17 protein-coding genes and 1 pseudogene are annotated in these 23,841 nt (G+C 63.7%); 10 read left to right on the top strand and 8 right to left on the bottom strand.

Features of this window, described 5'->3' with window-relative positions:
* Positions 1 to 197: 197 nt before the first annotated feature.
* Entirely contained in the window at positions 198 to 770 is a 573-nt protein-coding gene (locus tag CQW31_RS04850) for a xanthine phosphoribosyltransferase (RefSeq protein WP_003253535.1), read from the bottom strand.
* Positions 771 to 834: 64 nt separating this feature from the next.
* Positions 835 to 2,844: a DNA helicase Rep gene (gene rep, locus CQW31_RS04845; protein WP_054886748.1), complete on the bottom strand. Its 2,010-nt coding sequence runs from the start codon at positions 2,842 to 2,844 to the stop codon at positions 835 to 837.
* A 299-nt stretch (positions 2,845 to 3,143) separates the two neighbouring features.
* Here rep and CQW31_RS04840 point away from each other — a divergent pair, with 299 nt between their 5' ends.
* Entirely contained in the window at positions 3,144 to 4,808 is a 1,665-nt protein-coding gene (locus CQW31_RS04840; protein WP_054886747.1) for a bifunctional diguanylate cyclase/phosphodiesterase, read from the top strand.
* Between the two features lie 117 nt (positions 4,809 to 4,925).
* On the opposite strand, the gene CQW31_RS04830 is transcribed toward CQW31_RS04840, so the two are convergent.
* Positions 4,926 to 6,314, bottom strand: a complete 1,389-nt coding sequence (locus tag CQW31_RS04830) for a NorM family multidrug efflux MATE transporter (RefSeq protein WP_054886746.1) — start codon at positions 6,312 to 6,314, stop codon at positions 4,926 to 4,928.
* A gap of 156 nt (positions 6,315 to 6,470) precedes the next feature.
* Between CQW31_RS04830 and CQW31_RS04825 the strand changes: the two genes are divergently transcribed.
* The 3 genes and pseudogenes from CQW31_RS04825 to CQW31_RS32025 all read left to right on the top strand — a co-directional run bounded on the left by CQW31_RS04825 (position 6,471) and on the right by CQW31_RS32025 (position 9,574).
* Entirely contained in the window at positions 6,471 to 7,397 is a 927-nt protein-coding gene (locus tag CQW31_RS04825; protein ID WP_099813912.1) for a LysR substrate-binding domain-containing protein, read from the top strand.
* A gap of 278 nt (positions 7,398 to 7,675) precedes the next feature.
* Positions 7,676 to 8,716 (top strand): annotated as a pseudogene (locus CQW31_RS32030) (Cache 3/Cache 2 fusion domain-containing protein); the annotation flags it as partial.
* Positions 8,714 to 9,574, top strand: a complete 861-nt coding sequence (locus CQW31_RS32025; protein WP_371858362.1) for a methyl-accepting chemotaxis protein — start codon at positions 8,714 to 8,716, stop codon at positions 9,572 to 9,574. The pseudogene CQW31_RS32030 and the gene CQW31_RS32025, both read left to right, overlap by 3 nt.
* 126 nt (positions 9,575 to 9,700) lie before the next feature.
* Here the strand turns inward: CQW31_RS32025 and CQW31_RS04815 are convergent, their stop codons facing one another.
* Complete coding sequence (locus CQW31_RS04815; protein WP_054887127.1) at positions 9,701 to 11,086, bottom strand: VOC family protein; 1,386 nt, start codon at positions 11,084 to 11,086, stop codon at positions 9,701 to 9,703.
* A gap of 203 nt (positions 11,087 to 11,289) precedes the next feature.
* The gene (locus CQW31_RS04810; protein ID WP_099813910.1) at positions 11,290 to 12,180 is read right to left on the bottom strand and encodes a LysR family transcriptional regulator; all 891 of its coding nucleotides are present in this window, start codon (positions 12,178 to 12,180) and stop codon (positions 11,290 to 11,292) included.
* A gap of 136 nt (positions 12,181 to 12,316) precedes the next feature.
* Here CQW31_RS04810 and CQW31_RS04805 point away from each other — a divergent pair, with 136 nt between their 5' ends.
* Both CQW31_RS04805 and CQW31_RS04800 read left to right on the top strand, forming a co-directional pair.
* Entirely contained in the window at positions 12,317 to 13,807 is a 1,491-nt protein-coding gene (locus CQW31_RS04805) for an aldehyde dehydrogenase family protein (RefSeq protein WP_099813909.1), read from the top strand.
* Between the two features lie 167 nt (positions 13,808 to 13,974).
* Complete coding sequence (locus CQW31_RS04800; RefSeq protein ID WP_099813908.1) at positions 13,975 to 15,261, top strand: FAD-binding oxidoreductase; 1,287 nt, start codon at positions 13,975 to 13,977, stop codon at positions 15,259 to 15,261.
* A 108-nt stretch (positions 15,262 to 15,369) separates the two neighbouring features.
* On the opposite strand, the gene CQW31_RS04795 is transcribed toward CQW31_RS04800, so the two are convergent.
* Entirely contained in the window at positions 15,370 to 16,797 is a 1,428-nt protein-coding gene (locus CQW31_RS04795) for a mechanosensitive ion channel family protein (RefSeq protein WP_099813907.1), read from the bottom strand.
* 221 nt (positions 16,798 to 17,018) lie between these two features.
* Here CQW31_RS04795 and ycaC point away from each other — a divergent pair, with 221 nt between their 5' ends.
* The 4 genes from ycaC (at position 17,019) to CQW31_RS04775 (ending at position 21,396) form a co-directional block, all read left to right on the top strand.
* Positions 17,019 to 17,648: an isochorismate family cysteine hydrolase YcaC gene (gene ycaC / locus CQW31_RS04790; RefSeq protein ID WP_054887122.1), complete on the top strand. Its 630-nt coding sequence runs from the start codon at positions 17,019 to 17,021 to the stop codon at positions 17,646 to 17,648.
* A 115-nt stretch (positions 17,649 to 17,763) separates the two neighbouring features.
* Positions 17,764 to 18,330: an antibiotic biosynthesis monooxygenase gene (locus tag CQW31_RS04785; protein ID WP_099813906.1), complete on the top strand. Its 567-nt coding sequence runs from the start codon at positions 17,764 to 17,766 to the stop codon at positions 18,328 to 18,330.
* Positions 18,331 to 18,382: 52 nt separating this feature from the next.
* Positions 18,383 to 19,201: an alpha/beta fold hydrolase gene (locus tag CQW31_RS04780; protein WP_054887120.1), complete on the top strand. Its 819-nt coding sequence runs from the start codon at positions 18,383 to 18,385 to the stop codon at positions 19,199 to 19,201.
* Positions 19,202 to 19,413: 212 nt separating this feature from the next.
* On the top strand, positions 19,414 to 21,396 hold the full coding sequence (locus tag CQW31_RS04775) for an amidohydrolase (RefSeq protein ID WP_099813905.1): 1,983 nt from the start codon (positions 19,414 to 19,416) through the stop codon (positions 21,394 to 21,396).
* 94 nt (positions 21,397 to 21,490) lie between these two features.
* Here CQW31_RS04775 and CQW31_RS04770 read toward each other — a convergent pair whose 3' ends face one another.
* A complete protein-coding gene (locus tag CQW31_RS04770) occupies positions 21,491 to 22,753 on the bottom strand; it encodes an OprD family porin (protein ID WP_099813904.1) in 1,263 nt (420 codons plus the stop codon).
* A gap of 109 nt (positions 22,754 to 22,862) precedes the next feature.
* Positions 22,863 to 23,720: a LysR family transcriptional regulator gene (locus tag CQW31_RS04765; protein ID WP_054887117.1), complete on the bottom strand. Its 858-nt coding sequence runs from the start codon at positions 23,718 to 23,720 to the stop codon at positions 22,863 to 22,865.
* Positions 23,721 to 23,841 lie beyond the last annotated feature (121 nt).

The following is a 23,841-nucleotide window of genomic DNA, read 5'->3' as shown; positions in this document are numbered from 1 at the left end:
CTACCGTACGGAAACCGTTGCTGCCATCCAAATAGGCAGTGATTGCTGTGAGCTTGAACTGCTCAGTGTACTTGGCCATGAATCCCCCAAGGGTTGGATTGGTGTCCAACTTCTTGGGGGCAGTCCAGGTACCGCACAGCTTTTAAATCCTGTGCATACCTGTGGGAGCGGGCTTGCCCGCGAAGCAGGCGACGCGGTTACTCGATGAACGAAACCACACCACCTTCCAGCGACTTCACCCGGGCCAGCGATTCGACGCGGTAGCCCTGGCTATCCAGCTCGGCGCGGCCGCCCTGGAACGACTTCTCGATGACGATGCCCAGGCCGGCAACGGTGGCTCCGGCCTGCTTGATGATCGAGATCAGCGCTTGCGATGCCTTGCCGTTGGCCAGGAAGTCGTCGATCACCAGCACGCGGTCGCTGCTGTTGAGGTGGCGCGGCGAGATGGCCACGGTGTTCTCGGTCTGCTTGGTGAAGGAATACACCGAGGCGGTCAGCAGGTTCTCGGTCAGGGTCAGCGACTGGTGCTTGCGCGCGAAGATCACCGGTACGCCCAGCTTCAGGCCGGTCATCACCGCCGGGGCAATGCCCGAGGCTTCGATGGTGACGATCTTGGTCACGCCGGCATCGGCGAACAGGCGGGCGAACTCGTCACCGATCAGCTGCATCAGCGCCGGATCGATCTGGTGGTTGAGAAACGCGTCGACTTTGAGAACCTGATCGGAAAGCACGATGCCTTCTTCGCGAATCTTCTGATGCAGTGCTTCCACTGTGTATTCCTCGATGTAACAAAGGTGGCCGCTGGAAGCGGCAGATTTAAAGGATAAGGGTTGATCAGCGTTTGAGCATTGCCCGGATGTCGGCAAGGGCATTGTTGCCGCGTGCGGCCTTGACCTCGACCGGTGCATCGTCCAGGCCTTCCCAGGCCAGGTCGTCGGGCGGTAGTTCGTCGAGGAACCGGCTGGGTGTGCAGTCGATGATTTCGCCGTACTGCTTGCGCTTTGCGGCGAAGGTGAAGGCCAGGGTCTGGCGCGCGCGGGTGATGCCCACGTAGGCCAGGCGGCGTTCCTCTTCGATGGTGTCGGCCTCGATGCTGGAGCGGTGGGGAAGGATCTCTTCCTCCATGCCCATGATGAACACGTAAGGGAACTCCAGACCCTTGGAAGCATGCAGGGTCATCATCTGTACACCTTCGGCGTTTTCTTCCTCTTCCTGCTGGCGCTCGAGCATGTCGCGCAGCACCAGCTTGCCGATGGCGTCCTCGATGGTCATGTCACCCTCTTCGTCCTTCTCGAGGGTGTTCTTCAGCGCTTCGACCAGGAACCAGACGTTGCTGATGCGGAACTCCGCTGCCTTGTCGCTGGCGGTCTGCTGGCGAATCCAGTTCTCGTAGTCGATGTCGCGGATCATCTCGTGCAGCGCGGCGATCGGGTCTTCCAGGGCGACCTTGTGGCGCACCCCGTCGAGCCAGTGCTTGAAGCGTTGCAGGCGCTCGGTGTAGCGCGCATCCAGGTGCTCACCCAGGCCCAGCTCCTCGCTGGCAGCGTACATCGAAATGCCGCGCTCGGTGGCGTAGTTGCCGAGCTTTTCCAGGGTGGTCGAGCCGATTTCCCGGCGCGGTACGTTGATCACCCGCAGGTAGGCGTTGTCGTCATCCGGGTTCACCAGCAGGCGCAGGTAGGCCATGAGGTCCTTGACCTCCTGGCGGCCGAAGAAGCTGTTGCCGCCCGACAGGCGATACGGCACCTGGTGGTGCTGCAACTTCAGTTCGATCAGTTTGGCCTGGTAGTTACCGCGGTAGAGGATCGCGAAGTCGCTGTACGGGCGGTTGGTGCGCAGGTGCAGGGTGAGGATCTCCATGGCCACGCGCTCGGCCTCGGCTTCCTCGTTCTTGCAGCGGATCACACGGATCTCGTCGCCTACGCCCATCTCGCTCCACAGCTGCTTTTCGAAAGCATGCGGGTTGTTGGCGATCAGCACGTTGGCACAGCGCAGGATGCGGCTGGTGGAGCGGTAGTTCTGTTCGAGCATGACGATCTTCAAGGAGGGGTAGTCCTCCTTGAGCAGCATCAGATTTTCTGGGCGGGCGCCACGCCAGGCATAGATCGACTGGTCATCATCGCCCACCACGGTGAACTGGTTGCGCATGCCGATCAGCATCTTCACCAGCAGGTACTGGCTGGCGTTGGTGTCCTGGTATTCGTCCACCAGCAGGTAGCGCACGCGGTTCTGCCAGCGTTCGAGCACGTCGGGGTGCTCCTGGAACAGCTTGACCGGCAGCAGGATCAGGTCGTCGAAGTCCACCGCGTTGAACGCCTTGAGCGTGCGCTGGTAGTGGGTGTAGACGATGGCGGCGGTCTGCTCGCGCGGGTTGCGCGCCTTCTCAAGGGCTTCGGCGGGCAGGATCAGGTCGTTTTTCCAGGCACCGATCATGTTCTTGATCTCGTCGATGCCGTCGTCGCCGGAGTATTCCTTCTGCATGATGTCCGACAGCAGCGCCTTGATGTCGGATTCATCGAAGATCGAGAAGCCCGGCTTGTAGCCCAGGCGCTCGTGCTCCTTGCGGATGATGTTCAGGCCCAGGTTGTGGAAGGTACACACCGTCAGGCCCCGGCCTTCCCCCGGACGCAGCAGGGTGGCGACCCGCTCCTTCATCTCGCGGGCGGCCTTGTTGGTGAAGGTCATCGCCACGATGTACTGGGCACGGATGCCGCAGTTCTGGATGAGATGGGCAATCTTGCGCGTGATCACGCTGGTCTTGCCCGAGCCAGCACCGGCGAGCACCAATAGAGGGCCGCCGACGTAGTCACGGGCTTCCTGTTGCCGGGGATTGAGTCGGGACATGCTAGAAACCGGGGGTCGCCAGAAAATAGCCGCGCATTCTAACAGGCATGGGCCACTTGTGGCGCGACCGTCTGACGTTTGAGTCAGACTTTTGTTCGAGGATAAACATTAGTGAAACTAATGCTATTCACCGGAAAAATCGTAATTGCCGGTTTGCCGACTTTCGCGCAGGATGCACGTCAAAATGCGACGGGAGGCACTGTGGGCAAAGGATATGTCTAAAAGTGAAAATCATTTTCATTTATGCAGTAGCATGTCCGATATCCAACGCTACACCTTTCGAGTCTTAAGGAGCCCGCTTGTCCACGCCTGTCGAACCTTTGCGTTTGCTGCTGTTGGCTGATGAGCCGGAATGGGCCGCCTTGTTACGCGAATGCCTGCTGCCGCTGGACGGAAGCGCAGTACTGCTGACTGCGCCGAACTGGGCGGCAGTCGATACCCTTTTCAGCGCAGACCGCCAGGCGGTGGTGCTGGCCACGCCGGCGTTGCAGCCCGCACCCGGGCGCTGCGAACTGCCGACCATCCTGTTGCTCGACCACGAACCAGACACATCGCCAACGGGTGTCAGCGACTGGCTGGTACGTGACCAGCTGAACGTCGATGCCCTGCGCCGCTCGCTGCGCCATGTGCGCGAGCGCGGTGTGCTGGTGGCGACGTTGCAGCGCCTGGCCGAGCAGGACCCGCTGACCGGCATCGCCAACCGCCAGGGTTTCCAGGCCCTGCTGACCACGCGCCTGGCGGAGAACGAAGGCCGCGGCGTGGCCCTCGGCCACCTGGACCTGGACAACTTCCGCCATGTCAACGACGCCCTTGGCCATCAGTGCGGCGACCGTCTGATACTGCAGGTGGTCGCGCGCCTCAAGCAGCAACTGGAGGCCGGCGACCAGCTGGCGCGCCTGGGCAGCGATGAATTTGCCCTGCTGATCGACACGCGCCGCGATGCCAACCGCGCCGAATGGATCGCCGAGCGTATCGTCGAGGCGCTGGCCGAACCCTACTGGATCGACGGCGAAAGCCTGCTGCTTGGCTGCAGCCTGGGCCTGGCCCACGCCCGCGCCCAGGGCGGCCCTGACCCGCTGATGTGGCATGCGCACATCGCCATGCGCCAGGCCAAAAGTAGCCAGGGCTGCACCTTCCACGTATTCAATGAACGCATCAACCGCAATGCGCGCAGCCTGGCCGACCTGGAAAGCGAGCTGCGCCGGGCGCTGCGTCGCGACGAACTGGAGCTGCACTACCAGCCGCGGCTGAACCTGGCCGATGGCCGCATCGTCGGCCTGGAGGCCCTGGTGCGCTGGCGCCATGCCGAGCGCGGCCTGCTGCCGCCGAGCGAGTTCGTGCCGCTGGCCGAGCAGAGCGGGTTGATCGTGCCGTTGGGCTACTGGGTGATTTCCCGTGCACTGCGCGATATGCAGGCGCTGCGCGAACAGGGGCTTGCGCCGCTGCACATGGCGGTGAACCTGAGCTTCCGCCAGTTCCAGGACAGCCAGTTGCTGGCCACCCTGAGCCGGTTGATCATCGAGCACAGTGTGGATGCGCGCTGGCTGGAGTTCGAACTGACCGAAACGGCAGTGATGCGCCGCAACGAGCTGGTGCGCCAGACCATGGATGCCCTGGGTCGCCTGGGTGTGCGCTTCTCGCTGGATGACTTTGGTACCGGCTTCTCGTCCTTCGTGCACCTGAACAGCCTGCCGATCACCTTGCTCAAGGTCGACCGCAGCTTCGTTGCCGAGATGGAGATGCGCGAAGAGAACCGCAAGCTGGTGCATGCCATGATCAACCTGGCGCACAACCTCAACCTGGAGGTGGTAGCCGAAGGTGTGGAAAGCCCGGAACAGATGGCCTTGCTGCGCGGGTTTGGCTGTGACCAGGTGCAAGGGTTTCTGGTCAGCAAGCCGCTGCCGGTAGGAGAACTGATCGATTATCTGCAGGAAAGTGCTCGGCCGCAGTTGGTGTGCCTATAAGACCGCAGGGGAGGGCTTTGCCCTCCTTTCGCGACACAAGGCCGCTCCTACAGGGAATCGCGTTCTTCTGTAGGAGCGGCCTCGTGTCGCGAAAGGGCTGCAAAGCAGCCCCGGCAGTCACGCAGATACTGCAGCTTTTTCAGGATGAGCTTTTTTCCCCAGCAACCGCTTCATCCGCCACTCAAAGCCAATGGTCAGCGCCACCGCCGCGCAGGCCAGCCCCAACGCCAGCCCCCACCATACCCCTACGGCCCCGCCGCCCAGGGTAAAGGTGAGCAGCCAGGCGCTCGGCGCCCCCACCAGCCAGTAGCAGCACAGCCCGATCAGGAAGGTGGTCTTGGCGTCCTTCAAGCCACGTATCGAGCCCATGGCTATGGTCTGCATACCATCGAACAGCTCAAACCATGCCGCCACCATCAGCAACTGCACCGCCAGCTGATAGATCGCGGCGAAGCCGGGGTCGCTGCGGTCGATGAACAGCCCCACCAATGCCTCCGGCATCAGCAGGAACAACGCTGCAAAGGCAAACATGATGGTTGCGCCGAAGCCGATCCCCACCCGCCCGGCGCTGCGTGCGGCCAACAGATTGCCGGCGCCGTAGTACAGGCCCACGCGCATGGTTACCGCATAGGACAGCCCGGTCGGCACCATGAACGCCGTGGAGACGATCTGCAGGGCAATCTGGTGTGCCGCCAGTTGCGTGCTGCCTAGCACGCCCATGCACAGTGCGGCGAAGGCGAACAGCCCGACTTCCACCATGTAGGTGCCGCCAATCGGCAGGCCCAGCCGCCACAGCTCGCGCAGGGCCGGCAGCGAAGGGCGCGACAGCCCTTTGCGCAGCGGATAGGCGGCATAGGCTGGGTGCCAGCGGATGTACAGCGCCAGCGCGATGGCCATGCCCATCGACACCACGGCCGTGACCAGGCCGATACCCATCAGGCCCAGCTTCGGCAGGCCGAACATGCCTTCGATCAGGGCGATGTTGAACAGGTAGTTGAGCACCGTGCCGACCAGGCTGATGACCATTACCGGGGTCGAGCGCCCAAGCGCGCTGGTGAAGCCGCGCAGGGCCATGAAGGTCAGGTAGCCGGGCAGGGCCAGTGGCAGCAGGGTGAGGAACTCGGCTGCCGAATTTACGTTCTCCGGCTGCTGGCCGAACAGCAGCAATACCGGTTTCAGGTTCCACAACACCAGCGCTGCCACCAGTGCCAGGCCCCAGGCGAGCCATAGGCCGTTCTGCGCCAGGCGCGTGGCGCCCTCGATGTCGTTGGCACCCTTGCGAATCGCCACCAGGGTGCCGACTGCGGCGATCACGCCCAGGCAGAAGATCGACACGAACGAATAGCTCGCCGCGCCCAGCCCGCCACCGGCCAGGGCCTGCGGGCTGATGCGAGCCATCATCAAGGTGTCGGTGAGCACCATCAGCATGTGCGCCAACTGCGAGGCGATCAGCGGCCCGGCCAGGCGCAGCAAAGCCTTGAGTTCTGTGGTGGGCGCGACGTACATGGGTGAGGTCCTTGTGCCTGATGCTGTGAGCGAGGGACGATTCTGAGGCTTCGGTCAACTTTGCACAAAAGGATAAATGCGATGGTTGGCATGAGTTGAACTCATGCATATATGATTCAGTGCATTCCATTCCCGCCCCCGTATGACAGGTGCCCCATGTCCCGCCAGCTGCCTCCCCTGTATGCACTGCGCGCATTCGAAGCGGCTGCGCGGCTGAGCTCGTTCACCCGTGCCGGTGAAGAGCTGTCGATTACCCAGAGCGCGGTGAGCCGGCATATTCGCACCCTCGAGGAGCATTTCGCCTGTCGGCTGTTCGTGCGCAATGGTCGCAGCCTGCAACTGACCGAGGCGGCCCGGGTGCTGCTGCCCGGCGTGCGTGAAGGCTTTGCTGCGCTGGAGCGGGCCTGCGATACCTTGCGTGGGGAAGACGACATCCTGCGCATGAAGGCGCCGTCGACCCTGACCATGCGCTGGCTGCTGGCGCGGCTGAGCCGCTTCCGGCACCTGCAACCTGGCAACGAGGTGCAACTGACCAGCGCCTGGATGGATGTCGACCATGTCGACTTCAACCAGGAACCGTTCGATTGCGCGGTGCTGCTCAGTGACGGGGTGTTCCCGGCGGACTGGGAAGTACGTCGGTTGTTTTCCGAGCTGTTGATCCCGGTAGGGGCACCGGACCTGTTGAAGGAAGGGCCGTGGGACGAGCGGCGGTTGGCGGGTATCGAGCTGCTGCACCCGACCCCCGACAAGCGTGACTGGCGCGAATGGCTGGAGCGCATGGGGCTCAGCGACAAGGTCTCACTCAAGGGCGGACAGGTGTTCGATACCCTGGAGCTGGGCATGATCGCGGCGGCGCGAGGTTACGGCATCTCGATGGGCGACTTGCTGATGGTCGCCGAGGATGTGGCCCAGGGACGCTTGAGTTTGCCTTGGCCGACGGCGGTGCCCAGCGGCATGGACTACTACTTGGTGTGGCCGCGGACCCGGCCAGGCGGGGAGCGGTTGCGGCGGTTGAGCGTGTTTTTGCAGGAAGAGGCGGCGGCAGTTGACTTGCCTGTGGTGGAAATCCTGCCAGCCCTTTGACTGCCTGTGCCGGCCTCTTCGCGGGCACGCCCGCTCCCACAAGTACAGCACATGCCTCAGGCCGGTGGTGATCCTGTGGGAGCGGGCGTGCCCGCGAAGAGGCCGGTACAGGCGAAAGAAAACGTTTGCGAATACCCCGGCCCGACACTCAAGTATTCCACAGCGACGCCGATCTATTGGCACCAGCGTCCCGGAAGAGGATGCGCTTCCCGTCGATAAGATGCGGGTGGCCAGCGTGATCAGGACGATCCCGGCCTCTTGCCAGGAGCTCTCTTAAAATGTCTCAACCGCGTGCCCGAATTGCCTCGCAGCTCGGTGTCGCCCTCGCCATCGTGCTGGCGTTGGTGATTTCCGGCAGTACCCTGTTCGCCCTGCGTGCGCTGGATGACGCCAACCTCGCCACCCGCCAGGCCCACCTGGCCAGCGAGGCGCGACTGCTGGCCGACCAGCTCGATACCTTCCACGGGTCGCTCAAGGACAACACCCAGCGCCTGAGTGGCCTGTTCGAGCGCCGTTTCGCCTCGGGCCTGTCGCTGCACCCTGGCGAAACCGTGCAGGTCGCCGGTCAAAGCACGCCCGCCCTGTACCTGGGTGACCAGCTGCTGAACAACGACTTCCAGGTGGTCGACGAATTCCAGCAGATGACTGCCGGCATCGCGACCCTGTTCGTGCGCAGCGGTGATGACTTCGTGCGCATCAGCACCAACCTGAAGAAACAGGACGGCACCCGCGCCATCGGTACCCAGCTCGACCGACAGCACCCCGCCTACAGCAAGCTGCTGGCCGGGCAGATGTACGTCGGCCGCGCCGTGCTGTTCGAGCGCAACTACATGACCCGCTACGTACCCGTCAGCGACAGCAGCGGCCGGGTGATTGCGGTGCTGTTCGTCGGCTTCGACTACACCGACGCACAGAACGCCCAGTTCGCCAACCTCAAGCGCTTCCGCATCGGGACAACCGGTTCGTTGGCCATTCGCGATGACCAGGGCCAATGGCTGGTGCCGCCGGCCAACGCCGACCAGGACCTGTTCAGTGCCAGCGCGCCGTTCGCCGAGGGCCCCTGGACCGTGGTGGCGAGCATGCCCAAGGCGGAAATCCGCGAGGTGACCTGGAGCGTTGGCCTGCGTCTTGCCATCGGCAGCCTGCTGGCGATGCTGCTGGCCGTGGCCGCCACCCTTTGGCTGCTGCGCCGCAAGCTGCGCCCGCTGGATGACCTGGTGCGTCAGGCCGAGGCACTGGGTGCCGGCGACCTGAATGCGCGCCTGAGTGTGACCAGCCATGACGAGATCGGCCAGCTGGCCCGCAGCTTCAACCAGATGGGCGAGGCGCTGGCGACCATGGTCGAGCACATTCGCAGTGCTTCCGAGCAGGTCAGTAGTCGTGCGCGTTCGCTGTCCGGGTTGTCTACCGGTGCCTGTGAAGGCATGGACCAGCAGTCCGGCGAGATCACCAGCATGGCCGGTGCGGTGGAGGAATTCAGCGCGACGTCGATGAACATCGCCGACAACATGGCGGGTACCGAGCGTATGGCCCGTGACAACGCCCAGCAGACCCGCATCGGCCGCAGTGCCATGGACGAAGCGTCGAGTTCGCTGCGCCAGATTGCCGAAGCGCTGGGTGGCACCGCCACTGTCATGGACAGCCTGGGCGCTCGTTCGCAGGAGATCGGCGGTATCATAAGCGTGATCACCGCGATTGCCGAACAGACCAATCTGCTGGCTTTGAACGCCGCCATCGAGGCTGCCCGTGCCGGTGAACAGGGCCGTGGATTTGCCGTGGTCGCGGATGAGGTGCGTGGGCTGGCCGCGCGCACGCGTCAGGCAACCGATGAGATTTCCGGGATGATCACCAGTATCCAGCAGCAGACCGGGCACGCCATCCATACCCTGGAGCAGGGTAACCTGCTGATGCAGGAAGGGCTGGCGCGCAACGACAAGGTCGCCGAAGCGCTGGCGCGGATTGATGAGCAGAGCCGCACCGCGGGTGAGCAGTTTGCCGTGATCAGCACGGCGACTCAGGAGCAGAGCAGCACGGCCACCGTGCTTAGCCGCAACCTGCAGAGCATTGCCCAGGCCAACAGCGAGCAGCGCGATGTGGCCAATGAGCTGGCCTTGACCGCGCGCGAGCTGGAAGGGTTGGCGGCGCAACTGCGTCAGGAAGTGGACCGCTTCCGCTGAACCGCAGGGGGCCGCTGTGCGGCCCTTTCGCGACACAAGGCCGCTCCTACAGGAACGCGCGTTGCTTTTGTAGGAGCGGCCTTGTGTCGCGAAAGGGGCGCAAAGCGCCCCCGGCAAGCCTGAGGCTTACAGTGAACCCAGGTTCAGCGCTTGGGCGCAGGCCTGCAGCGAGCGCCGCTCGCTCTGCGCATACAGCGCCAGTTCATCCTGCACCTGCAGCCCCAGCGCCGCTTCGAAAGCCTCGCGATTGGCATTGCTGCCATACTCGGCCTGGCCCTCATCCCCCAGGTTCGACTGGAAGATCCCCGCCGCACTCACCGGCAGGAAGTCCTCGTACACCAGTGCCTCGTAGTGCACATGGCCGGCCGCGATCAGACCTTCCAGGGTGGTCGGGCGATCCGCCTGCTCCCGCGCGGCCAGGCCCTGCTCGGTCGCGAAGTAGCGGAAATAAGCCAGCCCCTGCTCACGCATCTGCGCCAGGTCATCCGGGAATGCAGCGAAGCTTTCCTGCAACAGCGCCATGTAGCGCTCGGCATTGGCCTCGGCTGGCGCTCCTCCCAAGGCGGCGCGGGTGGCATCGAGCAGCGTGTCGTACAGCTGGCGGCCCTTCGGCGTCAGTGCCGCGCCGCGCTGTTCGATTTCGCCGAAACGTGCGGTGTGGCTACCCTGGTGGTCGCTGAATGCAACCTTCTCCTGCAGCGCCTTGAAGCTGGTCTGGCGCAGCAGGATCGGGTGGCGGCGAGTGGGTGGCCCTTCGACCACGGCTTTCGGCGGGATGCCCTTGGCCGGCATGCCGGCCTGGATCGCGTCGATGTCCAGGGTGCGTGGGGTCAGGTGGTTGATGTGCGGGCCTTTGAAGGCCACCACGTCGGCAATCAGGCGGTGCTGGTCATGCAACTGCTGATACTGCGCGGCCGTGACCGTGGCGTCCTGGTGCCAGCGGAAGGTGTGCAAGGCTTCACGAACGAACTCGCCGGCATCGGTCTCGTTCAGGCCGCCATCGCGCTCGCATCGGGCAATCAGTTCCAGTACCCGGGGGGTGAATATCTGACGCTTGGCCAGGATGCCCTGAGCCAGTTCGCGCAGCGGCAGGTTGTCGATCAGCTCCAGGCGCAGCAGCGAGGTGAACACGCGGAACGGGCTGACATGCAGCGACTGCTCATGCACAGCGCGGAACGCGGTGGAGTGCACCGGCACGCCAGCTGAGCTGAGGTCGTAATAGCCGACCGGCGCCATGCCCATCACTGCGAACAGCCGGGCGATGGTGGCCAGCTCTTCGGCGGTTCCGACGCGGATGGCGCCGTGGCGCTCATGGTCCAGGCGTTCGATTTCGCCGGTCCAGCGCAAGGCCTCGGCCAGCTTGGGCCGCTCGGCCAAGACCCGCTGGTTGATTTCGCTCACCAGCTCCAGCAGCGTGCCGTACAGCGGCACTTCCTGTTTGTACATGAGTGACATGGCGGCAGAGAACTGCGCGCGGATGCTGTCGGGGCTGACGAAATCGTGGGCGGGCATCGCTAGCTTCCTGGTTAGGTTCGGACGCTTACATGAAAGCTGGGAATGCACTTGGCTCACAAGCGAAAAAAAGTGAGTCAGTCATTCCATTTTTGATCGACCTCCATGGCCCTTTCGCGGCTAAAGCCGCTCCCACAGGTACTGCACAGGATTCAGACTTTGCGCAGTACCCTGTGGGAGCGGCTTTAGCCGCGAAGAGGCCCTCAAGCCTGAAGCTGCTCGCGAATCCATTCCACCAGAGCCCGTACCTTTGGCACCTCCGCCGCATGCTCGGCATACGCCAGGTAATGCTTGCCAGTACTGCGCATCGCATGATTCCACGCAATGACCAGGCTGCCCTCGGCCAGCTCTTTGGCCACCAGGTATTGCGGCACCAACGCTACCCCGCACCCGGCCTGCGCCGCACTCAGCGCCATATAGAACGTATCGAAGCGCGGCCCGTGGTAGGCGCTGACGCTGTGCAACCCCAGCTCCAGGAACCATTCATGCCAGGCCTCGGGCCGCGACGTACTCTGCAACAGCACCAGGTCGGCCAGTTCACCGGCATCGCTCAATGCACGGCCGCCCAGCAGCTCCGGCGCGCACACCGGCACCACCTGTTCACCGAACAGCTCCACGCAAGTGGCCCCCGGCCAAGTGCCCTGGCCATAGAAGAACACCACATCCGCCGAGCCCTGCAGCAAGGCAAACGGTTCCATCTCGTTGCGGATGTCGAGGTGGATGTTCGCGTGCCGTTTGCCGAAGCCTTTGAGGTGCGGGATCAGCCAGCGCACGCCAAAACTGGGTTGAGTGGCTACTTTCAATATCTCGGTCTGCTCGCCGTAGGTGAGCACGTAGCGGCTGGACATGTCGACCTGGGTAAGGATCTTGTTGACCTCGGCCAGGTACAGGCTGCCCGCAGGCGTGAGTTGCAGGCGCCTGCGGATACGCAGGAACAAGTGGTGGCGCAGCATCTCTTCGAGCTGCGCCACCTGCTTGCTGACCGCGCTCTGGGTCAGGTGCAGCTCTTCGGCGGCGCGGGTAAAGCTCAGGTGACGGGCTGCAGCTTCGAAGCACTGCAGGGCGGTCATGGAGGGCACCAGGCGTTTGGACATAGCGTTCTCTGCGGCTCAAATCATTACCTGACGGAATGATATGCGGAATAAAGGTCGTTTGTTGCACCGGTGTGATCGGATTAATACTGATCCACATCATTTTTCCACCCCATCACCCGATGTAGGAGAAGCACAAATGGTTGCTGGATTGCTCGAGCGCCTCGGCGTTGCCGCCGAGGCTTACACCCAGGGCGACTACCCTGTTCACACGCCGATCGACGGCAGCCAGATCGCCTCGGTGAAACTGCTTGGCAAGGCCGAGACCGTCGCCCGCATCGATCAGGCCCAGAGCGCCTTCGAAGCCTGGCGCAGCGTGCCGGCCCCTCGGCGTGGCGAGCTGGTGCGCCTGTTCGGTGAAGTGCTGCGTGAGCACAAGGCCGACCTCGGCGAGCTGGTCTCGATCGAAGCTGGCAAGATCACCCAGGAAGGCCTGGGCGAAGTACAGGAAATGATCGATATCTGCGACTTCGCCGTCGGCCTGTCGCGCCAGCTGTATGGCCTGACCATCGCTTCCGAGCGCCCAGGCCACCACATGCGTGAAACCTGGCACCCGCTGGGCGTGGTTGGCGTGATCAGCGCTTTCAACTTCCCGGTTGCGGTATGGGCCTGGAACACCGCGCTGGCCCTGGTGGCTGGTAACTCGGTGGTGTGGAAGCCGTCCGAGAAGACCCCGCTGACCGCCCTGGCTTGCCAGGCGCTGTTCGAAAAAGCCCTGAAAGCCTTTGGTGACGCCCCGGCTGGCCTGGCACAACTGGTGATTGGGGGCCGTGAAGCTGGCGAAGCCATGGTCGACGACCCACGCGTACCGCTGGTCAGCGCCACCGGCAGCACCCGCATGGGTCGTGAAGTGGGCCCACGTGTTGCCGCCCGCTTCGGTCGCAGCATCCTCGAGCTGGGTGGCAACAACGCCATGATCCTGGCCCCGAGCGCCGACCTCGACCTGGCCGTGCGCGGCATACTGTTCTCCGCTGTCGGCACCGCCGGCCAGCGCTGCACGACCCTGCGTCGCCTGATCGTGCACCGTTCGATCAAGGACGAAGTGGTAGCCCGCGTCAAAGCTGCCTACGGCAAAGTGCGCATCGGCGACCCACGCAAGGACAACCTGGTTGGCCCGCTGATCGACAAGCAGTCGTTCGACGCCATGCAGGGTGCACTGGCCAAGGCCCGTGACGAAGGTGGGCAGGTGTTTGGTGGCGAACGCCAGCTGGCCGAGCAGTACCCGAATGCCTACTACGTGTCGCCGGCCATTGCTGAAATGCCGGCCCAGAGCGACGTGGTGCGCCATGAAACCTTCGCGCCGATCCTCTATGTGCTGGCCTACGACGACTTCGAAGAGGCCCTGCGCCTGAACAACGAAGTGCCACAAGGCCTGTCGTCGTGCATTTTCACCACTGACATTCGCGAAGCCGAGCGCTTCCAGAGTGCTTCGGGCAGTGACTGCGGCATCGCCAACGTCAACATCGGCACCAGCGGCGCCGAGATCGGCGGCGCGTTCGGTGGCGAGAAGGAAACTGGCGGTGGTCGTGAGTCTGGTTCCGATGCGTGGAAAGGCTACATGCGCCGCCAGACCAACACCGTGAACTACTCGCGCGAGCTGCCGCTGGCACAGGGTATCGTGTTCGACTGATGGATTGATGCTGCATGGCCGGGGGCTTCGCCCCCGGTTCGCGGGCTCGCCCGCTCCCACAGGGACCTCACAGCTGTCGGAATCTGTGAGGTCCCTGTGGGAGCGGGCGAGCCCGCGAATGGGCTGCAAAGCAGCCCCAAACAAGAACAAATTGCTGGAGCCGGGCCATGTCCGAACTGCGTCAACAATGCTTGTGGGAACACGTCAGCCAACCGACCGTCGCCAGCCAGGCCCTGGCCGGCGAGCACAAGGCCGATGTCTGCGTGATCGGCGGCGGCATCACCGGCCTGTCGGCGGCCATCCACCTGCTCGAACAGGGCAAGTCGGTGATCCTGCTGGAGGCCTGGAAGATCGGCCACGGCGGCTCTGGCCGCAACGTCGGCCTGGTCAACGCCGGCACCTGGATCCGCCCGGACGACGTCGAGGCAACCCTCGGCCAGAAGCAGGGCAGTCGCCTGAACAAGGTGCTAGGTGAGGCTCCGGCTGAAGTGTTCGCCATGATCGAACGCCTCGGCATCGACTGCCAGGCCCGGCACAAAGGCACGCTGCACATGGCCCACAACGCTACCGGCATCGCTGACCTTGAGGCCCGCCACGAGCAATGGCGCCGCCGTGGTGCCGACGTCGAGCTGCTGACCGGCGCCCAGTGCCAGGAATACTGTGGTACCGACAAGATTTCCGCCGCGCTGCTCGACCATCGCGCCGGCACCATCAACCCGATGGGCTATACCCAGGGCCTGGCCGCCGCCGTGGCGCGACTGGGCGGCAAGCTGTTCCAGCAGTCCTCGGTCGAAGGCCTCGAGCGCGATGGCGATGCCTGGCGGGTGAAGACCGCACGCGGCTCGGTACGCGCCGATAAAGTGGTGATTTCCACGGGCGCCTACACCGAAGGCGACTGGAGCAACCTGCAGAAGCAGTTCTTCCGTGGCTACTACTACCAGGTGGCGTCCAAGCCGCTGCACGGTGCGGCAGCTGACAAGGTGCTGCCGCACGGCCAGGGCTCCTGGGACACCCGCACCGTGCTCAGCAGCATCCGCCGTGACGATCAGGGCCGCCTGTTACTGGGCAGCCTCGGCCGGGTCGACAACAAGCCGGCCTGGTTCGTGCGCAGCTGGGCCGACCGGATCCAGAGCCATTACTACCCGGAACTGGGCAAGGTCGAGTGGGAAATGCACTGGACCGGCTGCATCGACTTCACCCCGGATCACCTGATGCGGTTGTTCGAGCCGGCGCCGGGGCTGGTGGCGGTGACGGGCTATAACGGCCGCGGCAACACCACCGGGACCGTGATTGGCCGGGCGTTTGCCGAATTTCTGCTGAAGGGGGAGGCGGACAGCTTGCCGATTCCGTTCTCGCCAATGACCGGGGTGAGCGCGCCTTCGCTGCGCACCGCGTTCTATGAGTCCGGCTTCTCGCTGTACCACGCGGGGCAATGCCTGAGAGTGGTGTTGTAAGCACTGGCCTCTTCGCGGGCATGCCCGCTCCCACAGGTACTGCACAGGATTCAGACCTTGCGCGATCCCTGTGGGAGCGGGCGAGCCCGCGAAAGGGCCGGCACAGGCTTACTTGTGCAACCAGCTCAAGAAGCCACCCTTCTTGATCGAAACCGGCTTCTGCAGCAGCAGCGACTCCCGGCTCTGGCGCCGGAACCGTTGCAACTTGCTCAGCGCCATCTGTACTTCCCCGCGCTGCACCAGGCAGCTCTTCACCTGTTCCTTCTCGATGCGGTACAGCACGCAGCTGGTCAGGGTTCGGAACTCGGCAAACGATTTATCTTCATCGATGATTCCCTCGATCCCCAACACCTCACCTGGCCCCATGCGGCCGGCCTCCAGCAGCTTGTCACCATCGCGCACCGACGCTGAAACCACGCCGCTGCCAATTACCAGCAAATGATCGGACTGCTCGCCCACCTCCAGAATCACCTGGTCAGCCAGGTACTCCACAGCGGTCATGCGCTGGCTCAGGGCATCCCGCTCTTCGTCAGTCAGCGAGCGGAACACCCGCACCTCGTCCAGCACCTCGCGCTGGCGGCTGCGCGGAGGCATCGCCAGGTCGACGTTCCACATCACCCCGCTGGCTTCCAGATGGCGGTGCGCAAGGTCGAACAGCTGGTTACGGGCATCGGTCTTGCCGGCCATGTCGGCTATGAAACCACTGGCCTCGTACTCCACCGACTCCAAGGTCGAGGCCTTCACCGTGACCTTGGGCTTGGGTGAGGCGAGGATTGCGCTGGTGCCCTGCAGGGCTTTTTCCAGCGCATCGAAAACCCGCTTGGGGCGTACCTTGGCCGGCACCACCACACAGATCGACACCCCGTTCACATCGGCCGGGCGGCTATGGTTGAGCAGCCGCGCCTTGGCCGCCACCGAGTTGGGGATCACCGCCAGGCTGCCACTGCCGGTGAGCAAGCGCGTGGCGCGCCAGTCGATATCCAGCACCTTGCCCTCGGTGCCGTCGATGGAGATCGAATCGCCAATCTGATAGGGCCGCGTGGTGTTCAGCACGATGCCGCTGAACACGTCGGCCAGAGTGCTTTGCAGCGCCAGGCCGATGACGATGGCCATCACCCCGGAAGTGGCCAGCAGGCCCTTCACCGGTAGTTGCAGCACATAGCCCGCCGCCGCGACCACGGCCGCGAGGAAGATCAGCGCCCCCAGCACATCCTGCAGCAGGCGCCCGCCGTGGCTGCCACGGGCGACCAGCAGCAAGCCGAACACTACCGTCACCGTGCGTGCGCCAAACAGCCACCAGCCGATGGCCAGTACCGTGGCGATGAGGTTGCGCGAGACGTCGTCGGGCCACGGCGGCGGTTGCAGCGGGCTCATGCCAGCGGCCACCAGCACCGCGCTGAACAGCAGGAAGATCACTAGACGCGTACCGATGCGCCAGGCCCGGCGCTGGATCGGGATCAACTGCCAGAGCACGAGGTCGAGCAGAATCAGGGCGGTGCCGAGCAACAACGGGGACGACTGGATGAACGCCAGCATGGAGGTCTCGGAGGGTGAGAAAAGGGCTGTGCGTAGTAATAGAGCAGCTTGGTCGGGCAAGCAATGAGGCCAGCAAAGCCACTGCCACTTGATCGTTCTTTAAATGGAACGCTAAAGCCAAAAAACACTATCTACCGCGTCAAAGGTGTTGGTTTTAATCTTCTCCCATCAACGCGAAACACCCAACTTACTGAACATCAAAACCCTTAGGAGCTACCACCATGACCAACTTCAAATACAACCGCCTGAACAAAGACGACGCCGCCGTTCTGCTGGTCGACCACCAGGCTGGCCTGCTGTCCCTGGTCCGCGACATTGAACCGGACGCGTTCAAGAACAACGTCCTGGCCCTGGCCGACCTGGCCAAGTTCTTCAACCTGCCGACCATCCTCACCACCAGCTTCGAGCAAGGCCCCAACGGCCCGCTGGTGCCGGAGCTGAAAGCACTGTTCCCGGACGCGCCGTACATCGCCCGCCCAGGCCAGATCAACGCCTGGGACAATGAAGACTTCGTCAAGGCGGTGAAGGCCACTGGCAAGAAACAGCTGATCATTGCCGGCGTGGTGACTGAAGTCTGTGTAGCCTTCCCGGCGCTGGCTGCGCTGGAAGAAGAGTTCGACGTGTTCGTCGTCACCGACGCTTCCGGCACCTTCAACGCCATGACCCGCGATGCCGCCCATGACCGCATGAGCCGGGCCGGTGCGCAACTGATGACCTGGTTCGGCGTGGCCTGTGAGCTGCACCGCGACTGGCGCAACGACATCGAAGGCCTGGCCGCGCTGTGCTCCAACCACATCCCGGACTACCGCAACCTGATGACCAGCTACAACGCCTTCAACGCCAGCAAGTAAGCCGCTTTCCCGGGCACCGCCAGGCGGTGCCCGGCAAGGGCAGCACACCCATCCAATCCTCCGCCCGTCCGCCGTTGCAAAGTGGATGCGGGCAAGCTCATCCCAAGGAACGCCGATGAACACCGCACTCCAAGACAACCGCAACGTGGTGACCCTGGTCATCCAGCACAAGGCCCGTGCCGAGTCGCTGGCGGCCTACGAAGCGTGGCTCAAGCGCACCGTCAGTGCCGCCCGCAGGCAGCCGGGGCACCTGGACGTCAACGTAATCCGCCCTGACGAAGGCGGGCTGCACTTCACTACCGTGGTGCGCTTCGCCGACGCAGGTCTGCTGCAGGCCTGGGTCAACTCGGCCGAACGTCAGGCGCTGGTCAACGAAGTGTTGCCGTTGCTCGACGGCGGTGACCAAACCCAGGTGCACGACGATCCAGAGTTCTGGTTCACCCCGCCGAGCGTCAACGCGGCGCAACCGCCGCGCTGGAAGCAGGCGCTGCTGACTTACCTGGTGATCTGCCCGATGACCATGGTCGTTCCGCAGCTGCTGGCGCCGTTTTTCGCGCGTTTCCCGCAGCTCGGCGGCCCGATCAGCGGCAACCTGATCGGCAACCTGTTCGTCATCCTGCCCGTGGTGTTCTACATCATGCCTTGGGTAACCCGCCGCTGCGCCACCTGGCTGCGCGGTTGAGCCAACGCCTTCATCGACGCTTTCAACTGCAGACTTTCAAGGAGATACCGACATGACCACTCTCGTTACCCGCGACGGCACTTCGATCTATTACAAGGACTGGGGCAGCGGCAAACCGGTGCTGTTCAGCCACGGCTGGCCACTGGACGCCGACATGTGGGACTCGCAGATGGAGTTCCTGGCCAGCCGCGGTTACCGCGCGATCGCTTTCGACCGCCGTGGCTTCGGCCGTTCGAGCCAGCCGTGGACCGGCTACGACTACGACACCTTCGCCGACGACATCGCCCAGCTGATCGAACACCTCGACCTGCGTGAAGTGACCCTGGTGGGCTTCTCGATGGGTGGCGGTGATGTCAGCCGCTACATTGCCCGCCACGGCAGCGAGCGGGTAGCGGGCCTGGTGTTGTTGGGTGCGGTGACGCCGGTGTTCGGCAAGCGTGATGACAACCCGGAAGGCGTCGACCTGTCGGTATTCGAAGGTATCGTTGCTGGCCTGCGTGCTGACCGTGCGCAGTTCATTGCCGATTTTGCCACGCCGTTCTACGGCCTGAACCATGGCCAGCAGGTGTCCCAGGGCGTGCAGACTCAGACGCTGAACATTGCGCTGATGGCTTCGATCAAGGGCACCCTGGATTGCGTGACCGCATTTTCGCAGACCGACTTCCGCCCGGACATGGCCAAGATCGATGTGCCAACCCTGGTGATCCATGGCGATGACGACCAGATCGTGCCGTTCGAAGCCACCGGCAAGCGGGCCGCGGAGCTGATTCGCGGGGCTGAGCTGAAGGTGTATGCCGGTGCGCCGCACGGGTTCGCGGTGACCCATGCCCAGCAACTGAACGAGGACTTGCTGGCGTTCCTGCAGAAGTAATTGTGCAAGGCATTCGCGGGTGAACCCGCTCCCACGGGGAAAGCAGTAACCGGGGGAGCGGGTTCACCCGCGAAGAGGCCGGCCATGGCTGCATAAAACCTGAACAGGGCTAACCTTCTAGCTCACCGCACATCCATCCAAGCCCTGACCCTGTATCAGCCGGCATGCTCTGCAGTTGCGCCTGCCGCCGCCGCACCCAGACGGAGAAGCCCATGTCCCAGGACCGCAACGACAAGACCCGTCGCCAGTTCCTCACCACCAGCACCGTGCTAGGTGCCGCCGGCGCCCTCTGGTCCGCATTGCCCTTTACCGGCCAAGCCGGTTCCGCCCACGCATCCACCCAAGGAGGTTCCATGACCGCCGACCTGATTCTGTTCAACGGCAAACTGCACACCGTTGATCGCGAAAAGCCCACCGCCACTGCCGTTGCCATCAAGGATGGCCGCTTCATCGCCGTGGGCAACGACGCCGAGGCCATGGCCCACAAGGGCAGCGCCACGCAGATCATCGACCTCAAGCAGCGCACGGTCATCCCCGGCCTTAACGACTCGCACCTGCACCTGATCCGGGGTGGCCTGAACTACAACCTGGAACTGCGCTGGGAAGGCGTGCCGTCGGTGGCCGATGCCTTGCGCATGCTCAAGGACCAGGCCGCGCGTACACCGACGCCGCAATGGGTGCGCGTGGTCGGTGGCTGGAACGAATTCCAGTTCGCCGAAAAACGCATGCCGACGCTGGAGGAAATCAACCAGGCCGCCCCGGACACCCCGGTATTCCTGCTGCACCTGTACGATCGTGCGCTGCTCAACCGCGCCGCGCTCAAGGCTGTCGGTTACGACAAGACCACGCCAAACCCCCCGGGTGGCGAGATCCAGCGCGACAAGTTCGGCAACCCGACCGGCATGCTCATCGCCCGCCCCAACGCGATGATCCTCTACGCTACCCTGGCCAAGGGGCCGAAGCTGCCACTGGAGTACCAGATCAACTCCACCCGCCAGTTCATGCGCGAGCTGAACCGCCTGGGGCTGACCAGTGCGATCGACGCCGGTGGCGGTTATCAGAACTTCCCCGACGACTATTCGGTGATCCAGGAGCTGGCCGACAACAATCAGCTGACCGTTCGCATCGCCTACAACCTGTTCACCCAGAAGCCCAAGGAAGAGCTGGACGACTTCCGCAAATGGACCTCCAGCGTCAAGCTGCACAGCGGCACCGACTTCCTGCGCCACAACGGCGCTGGCGAGATGCTGGTGTTCTCCGCCGCCGACTTCGAGGACTTCCTCGAGCCGCGCCCGGACCTGCCGCAGACCATGGAAGAAGAGCTGGAACCGGTGGTGCGCCACTTGGTCGAGCAGCGCTGGCCGTTCCGCCTGCACGCGACCTACAACGAATCGATCACGCGCATGCTCGACGTGTTCGAGAAGGTCAATCGTGACATCCCGTTCAACGGCCTGCCGTGGTTCTTCGACCACGCCGAAACCATCACTGCGCAAAACATCGAGCGCGTGCGTGCGCTGGGCGGCGGCATCGCCATCCAGGACCGCATGGCCTTCCAGGGCGAGTACTTCGTCGACCGTTACGGCGCCAAGGCTGCCGAGCAGACCCCGCCGATCAAACGCATGCTCGAGATGGGCGTGCCGGTGGGTGCCGGTACCGACGCCACCCGCGTGTCCAGCTACAACCCGTGGACTTCGCTGTATTGGCTGGTCAGTGGCAAAACGGTTGGCGGTATGGAGTTGTACAAGGAAGGCCTGGACCGCGAAACCGCACTGCAGCTGTTCACCCAGGGCAGTGCCTGGTTCTCCAGCGAGCAGGGCAAGAAGGGCCAGATCAAGGTGGGCCAGCTGGCCGACCTGGCGGCACTGTCGCTGGACTTCTTCAGTGTCGATGAGGAAGCGATCAAGGGCATCGAGTCGGTGCTGACCGTGGTTGATGGCAAGGTGGTGTACGGCGCGGCCGAATTCGACAAGCTCGGCCCGCCGCAAGTGCCGGTGCTGCCAGAATGGTCGCCGGTGACCAAAGTCCCAGGGCACTGGCGTGCAGGCACGCCGTCGCTGGCGGCAGCCGTGCATCAGTGCTCGGGGCCGTGTGGGGTGCATGCGCACAGCCATGACAAGGCGCGTAAGTCGAGTGTGCCAGTAAATGACTTCCAGGGCTTCTGGGGTGCGCTGGGTTGCTCGTGCTTTGCGTTCTAGGCTGATGTGATGTCGAAAGGAAGGGGCCGTCAAGGCCCCTTTTTTTTGCATCTGCCCAGCCTCAGCAATCAGCGCCGTCTGCTGACCGTCAAGGTCAGAAACTGCCTTTGAGCGGATACTCGATGATCAGGTAGATACGGTCGATGTCATCGCCGGCCTGGGCCTGGTTGGCTCTGTGGCTGACGTGTGAAAACGACAGGCTGAGGTCTTTGGCTGCGCCCGACTGCACCACGTATTTCAGGTCGATGTCGCGTTCCCAGTGCTTGCCGCCCTGGCCGTACTGGTCCACGTAGGCGCCACCTGCAGGTGCATGGCTGCCATCGATGCCGCGGCCACTGACGTAGCGGCCCATCAGGCTCAGGCCGGGCATGCCGAGGGTGGCGAAATTGAGGTCGTAGCGCAGTTGCCACGAGCGTTCGCCGGGGCCATTGAAGTCGGCATACTTGATCGAGTTGGCCAGGTAGATGGAATCGCCGCCGACGAAGTCGAACGGGGTCTTTCCCTCGACCTTCTGGTAAGCCACGCTCAGCGCCTGAGCGCCGAAGCTGTATTTAGCCAGCACACTGTACGCGAGGGTGTCGATTGCTCCTGCGCTGGCGTTACCGGTATCGCGGGTCTTGTAGATGTTGCCGTCCAGGCGCCAATTGCCTTCGGCCAGGTTCAGGTTGAGGTAGGCCTGGCGCCAGGTGTCTTCCAGCTCGCCGGCGTACAACGCGCCACCGAACGGGCCGTGCGGCGCGAAGGCGGCACCGGCCAGGCTGATGGCCCGATTATCCGTCGTCGCGCCATAGCCAGTGAAATCATCATGCGTCGCGCTATTGTCCTGGTTGTTGAAGGCAGTGAAACGACCTGCCTGCAAACGCCAACCGGGCAGATCTGTGTTCTCCAGCAACCAGCCGGTAGCGTATTCAGGGTGCAGACGTTTGTCGCCTGTGTCGAACACAGGCGTCTCCACCATCATCTCGCCGTAGTGCAGCCGGGTGTTGCCCAGGCGTAGCTTGAGCGCGGCGCCAGCACTGGCGTAGTCGGACTCGGCGCGACCATCGCTGTCCCGGGGCAGCAGGCCGGTGCCGGCGTGGCCGCGGCCGCCGTCGAGCTTGAGGCCGAGGAAACCGTGGGCATCGAGGCCGACGCCGAGCGTGCCCTCGGTGAAACCTGAGCGAACCTCGCCGATGAAACCCTGGGCCCATTCCTGGCGGTAGTTCTGGCCGCTGGCGGAGGGCGAGCGAAAGTCGCTGTGCAGGAAGTAGTTGCGGCTGAGCAGCGACCAGCCGGGTTCATCTGCCTGGGCAATGGCGGGGCAGAGGGCGAGGGTGACGAACAGGGCGCGGCCTGGCCCGTGGTTGGCGCGGATCATGGGGGCTCCGAGGGGGATGATCCGGGACTGTGGCGCAATAGCAGGCCAAGGGTCTTGCACGCGTGTGCTGGCGTTGGGGCTACCTGTTGCAGCCCCTATGCGAAGCGAGCTATTGGCGGAAGGCCTGCGCAATCGCCTCGATCACCACCCGCACCCTTGCCGTATGACGCACATCCTGATGGGTCACCAGCCAGATGTCGTAAGGCCTGCCGTGAGTCCAGACCTGCTGCAAGCCCGCCCGTTGCCCCATCGGCACGGGGAGTTCACCCAGGCCTGTTCCGCAGGTCAGCGCGTGGCACACCATCAGTCCTGAGGTACAGGTCATGGCGATGCGCCCTTGGTCAATCGGCTCACCGGCCAGTGTCACCTCCTTGCCACTGTCCAGATACGGCTGATACACCACCAGTTCATGCCCGGCGAACGCACTGCCCGGTGTAGGCTCGCCACGCCGCTGCAGATACTCATGCGAAGCGAATAATCCGGTGCGCCAGCGTGCCAGGCGTCGCACGACCAGCTCGGGGTTGTCCGGCTTGAGTGTGCGCACGGCGATATCCGCCTCGCGCTGGCTGAGGTTGAGCATCTGCGTGGATGCGTGCAGTTGCACCTCGATCCCTGGGTGTTCCAAGCGCAACTGCGCCGCCGCCGGGATGATGAATTCCGATGCAAAAGCATCCGTACTGGTGATGCGCACCACGCCGCTGAGGCGTTCATCCAGGCCAAGTATCTGCCGCTGCAGGCCGGCGGCGGCGGCCTCCATCTCCAGCGCAGCTCGCATTGCGACCTCGCCGGCGCTGGTCAGCGAATAACCGCTGGAGGTGCGCAGGAACAGCGTGGCATCCAGCGCGCCTTCCAGCGAAGCGAGTCGGCGGCCGACGGTAGCCTGGTCTACGCCCAGGCTGCGAGCGGCTCCACGCAAGGTTTGCTCGCGGCACAACGCCAGAAACACGCGGGTGTCGTCCCAGTTCATCGAAGCCTTTCCAGGTGATGCAAAAATGCAGCGCAGAGATGAAAACTCGCTGCGTTATTTCTTCGTTCGGCGAATTTATGCTTTTCCCATCACCATCAGCAAGCGCCGAGCAGGGCGCAAG

The organism is Pseudomonas sp. 382, from assembly GCF_002759075.1.
GTDB classification, from domain to species: Bacteria; Pseudomonadota; Gammaproteobacteria; order Pseudomonadales; family Pseudomonadaceae; genus Aquipseudomonas; species Aquipseudomonas vlassakiae.
Note: the sequence above shows the minus strand (reverse complement) of the source record. Positions and strands in the feature narration are given on the sequence as shown.

What these genes read in the sequence shown, in the direction of transcription:
- rep (WP_054886748.1), bottom strand. Translation starts at nt 2,844, where the DNA reads ATGTCCCGACTCAATCCCCGGCAACAGGAAGCCCGTGACTACGTCGGC.
- CQW31_RS04830 (WP_054886746.1), bottom strand. Translation starts at nt 6,314, where the DNA reads ATGTACGTCGCGCCCACCACAGAACTCAAGGCTTTGCTGCGCCTGGCC.
- CQW31_RS04825 (WP_099813912.1), top strand. Translation starts at nt 6,471, where the DNA reads ATGTCCCGCCAGCTGCCTCCCCTGTATGCACTGCGCGCATTCGAAGCG.
- CQW31_RS32025 (WP_371858362.1), top strand. Translation starts at nt 8,714, where the DNA reads ATGGGCGAGGCGCTGGCGACCATGGTCGAGCACATTCGCAGTGCTTCC.
- CQW31_RS04815 (WP_054887127.1), bottom strand. Translation starts at nt 11,086, where the DNA reads ATGCCCGCCCACGATTTCGTCAGCCCCGACAGCATCCGCGCGCAGTTC.
- CQW31_RS04810 (WP_099813910.1), bottom strand. Translation starts at nt 12,180, where the DNA reads ATGTCCAAACGCCTGGTGCCCTCCATGACCGCCCTGCAGTGCTTCGAA.
- CQW31_RS04805 (WP_099813909.1), top strand. Translation starts at nt 12,317, where the DNA reads ATGGTTGCTGGATTGCTCGAGCGCCTCGGCGTTGCCGCCGAGGCTTAC.
- CQW31_RS04800 (WP_099813908.1), top strand. Translation starts at nt 13,975, where the DNA reads ATGTCCGAACTGCGTCAACAATGCTTGTGGGAACACGTCAGCCAACCG.
- CQW31_RS04795 (WP_099813907.1), bottom strand. Translation starts at nt 16,797, where the DNA reads ATGCTGGCGTTCATCCAGTCGTCCCCGTTGTTGCTCGGCACCGCCCTG.
- ycaC (WP_054887122.1), top strand. Translation starts at nt 17,019, where the DNA reads ATGACCAACTTCAAATACAACCGCCTGAACAAAGACGACGCCGCCGTT.
- CQW31_RS04785 (WP_099813906.1), top strand. Translation starts at nt 17,764, where the DNA reads ATGAACACCGCACTCCAAGACAACCGCAACGTGGTGACCCTGGTCATC.
- CQW31_RS04780 (WP_054887120.1), top strand. Translation starts at nt 18,383, where the DNA reads ATGACCACTCTCGTTACCCGCGACGGCACTTCGATCTATTACAAGGAC.
- CQW31_RS04775 (WP_099813905.1), top strand. Translation starts at nt 19,414, where the DNA reads ATGTCCCAGGACCGCAACGACAAGACCCGTCGCCAGTTCCTCACCACC.
- CQW31_RS04770 (WP_099813904.1), bottom strand. Translation starts at nt 22,753, where the DNA reads ATGATCCGCGCCAACCACGGGCCAGGCCGCGCCCTGTTCGTCACCCTC.
- CQW31_RS04765 (WP_054887117.1), bottom strand. Translation starts at nt 23,720, where the DNA reads ATGAACTGGGACGACACCCGCGTGTTTCTGGCGTTGTGCCGCGAGCAA.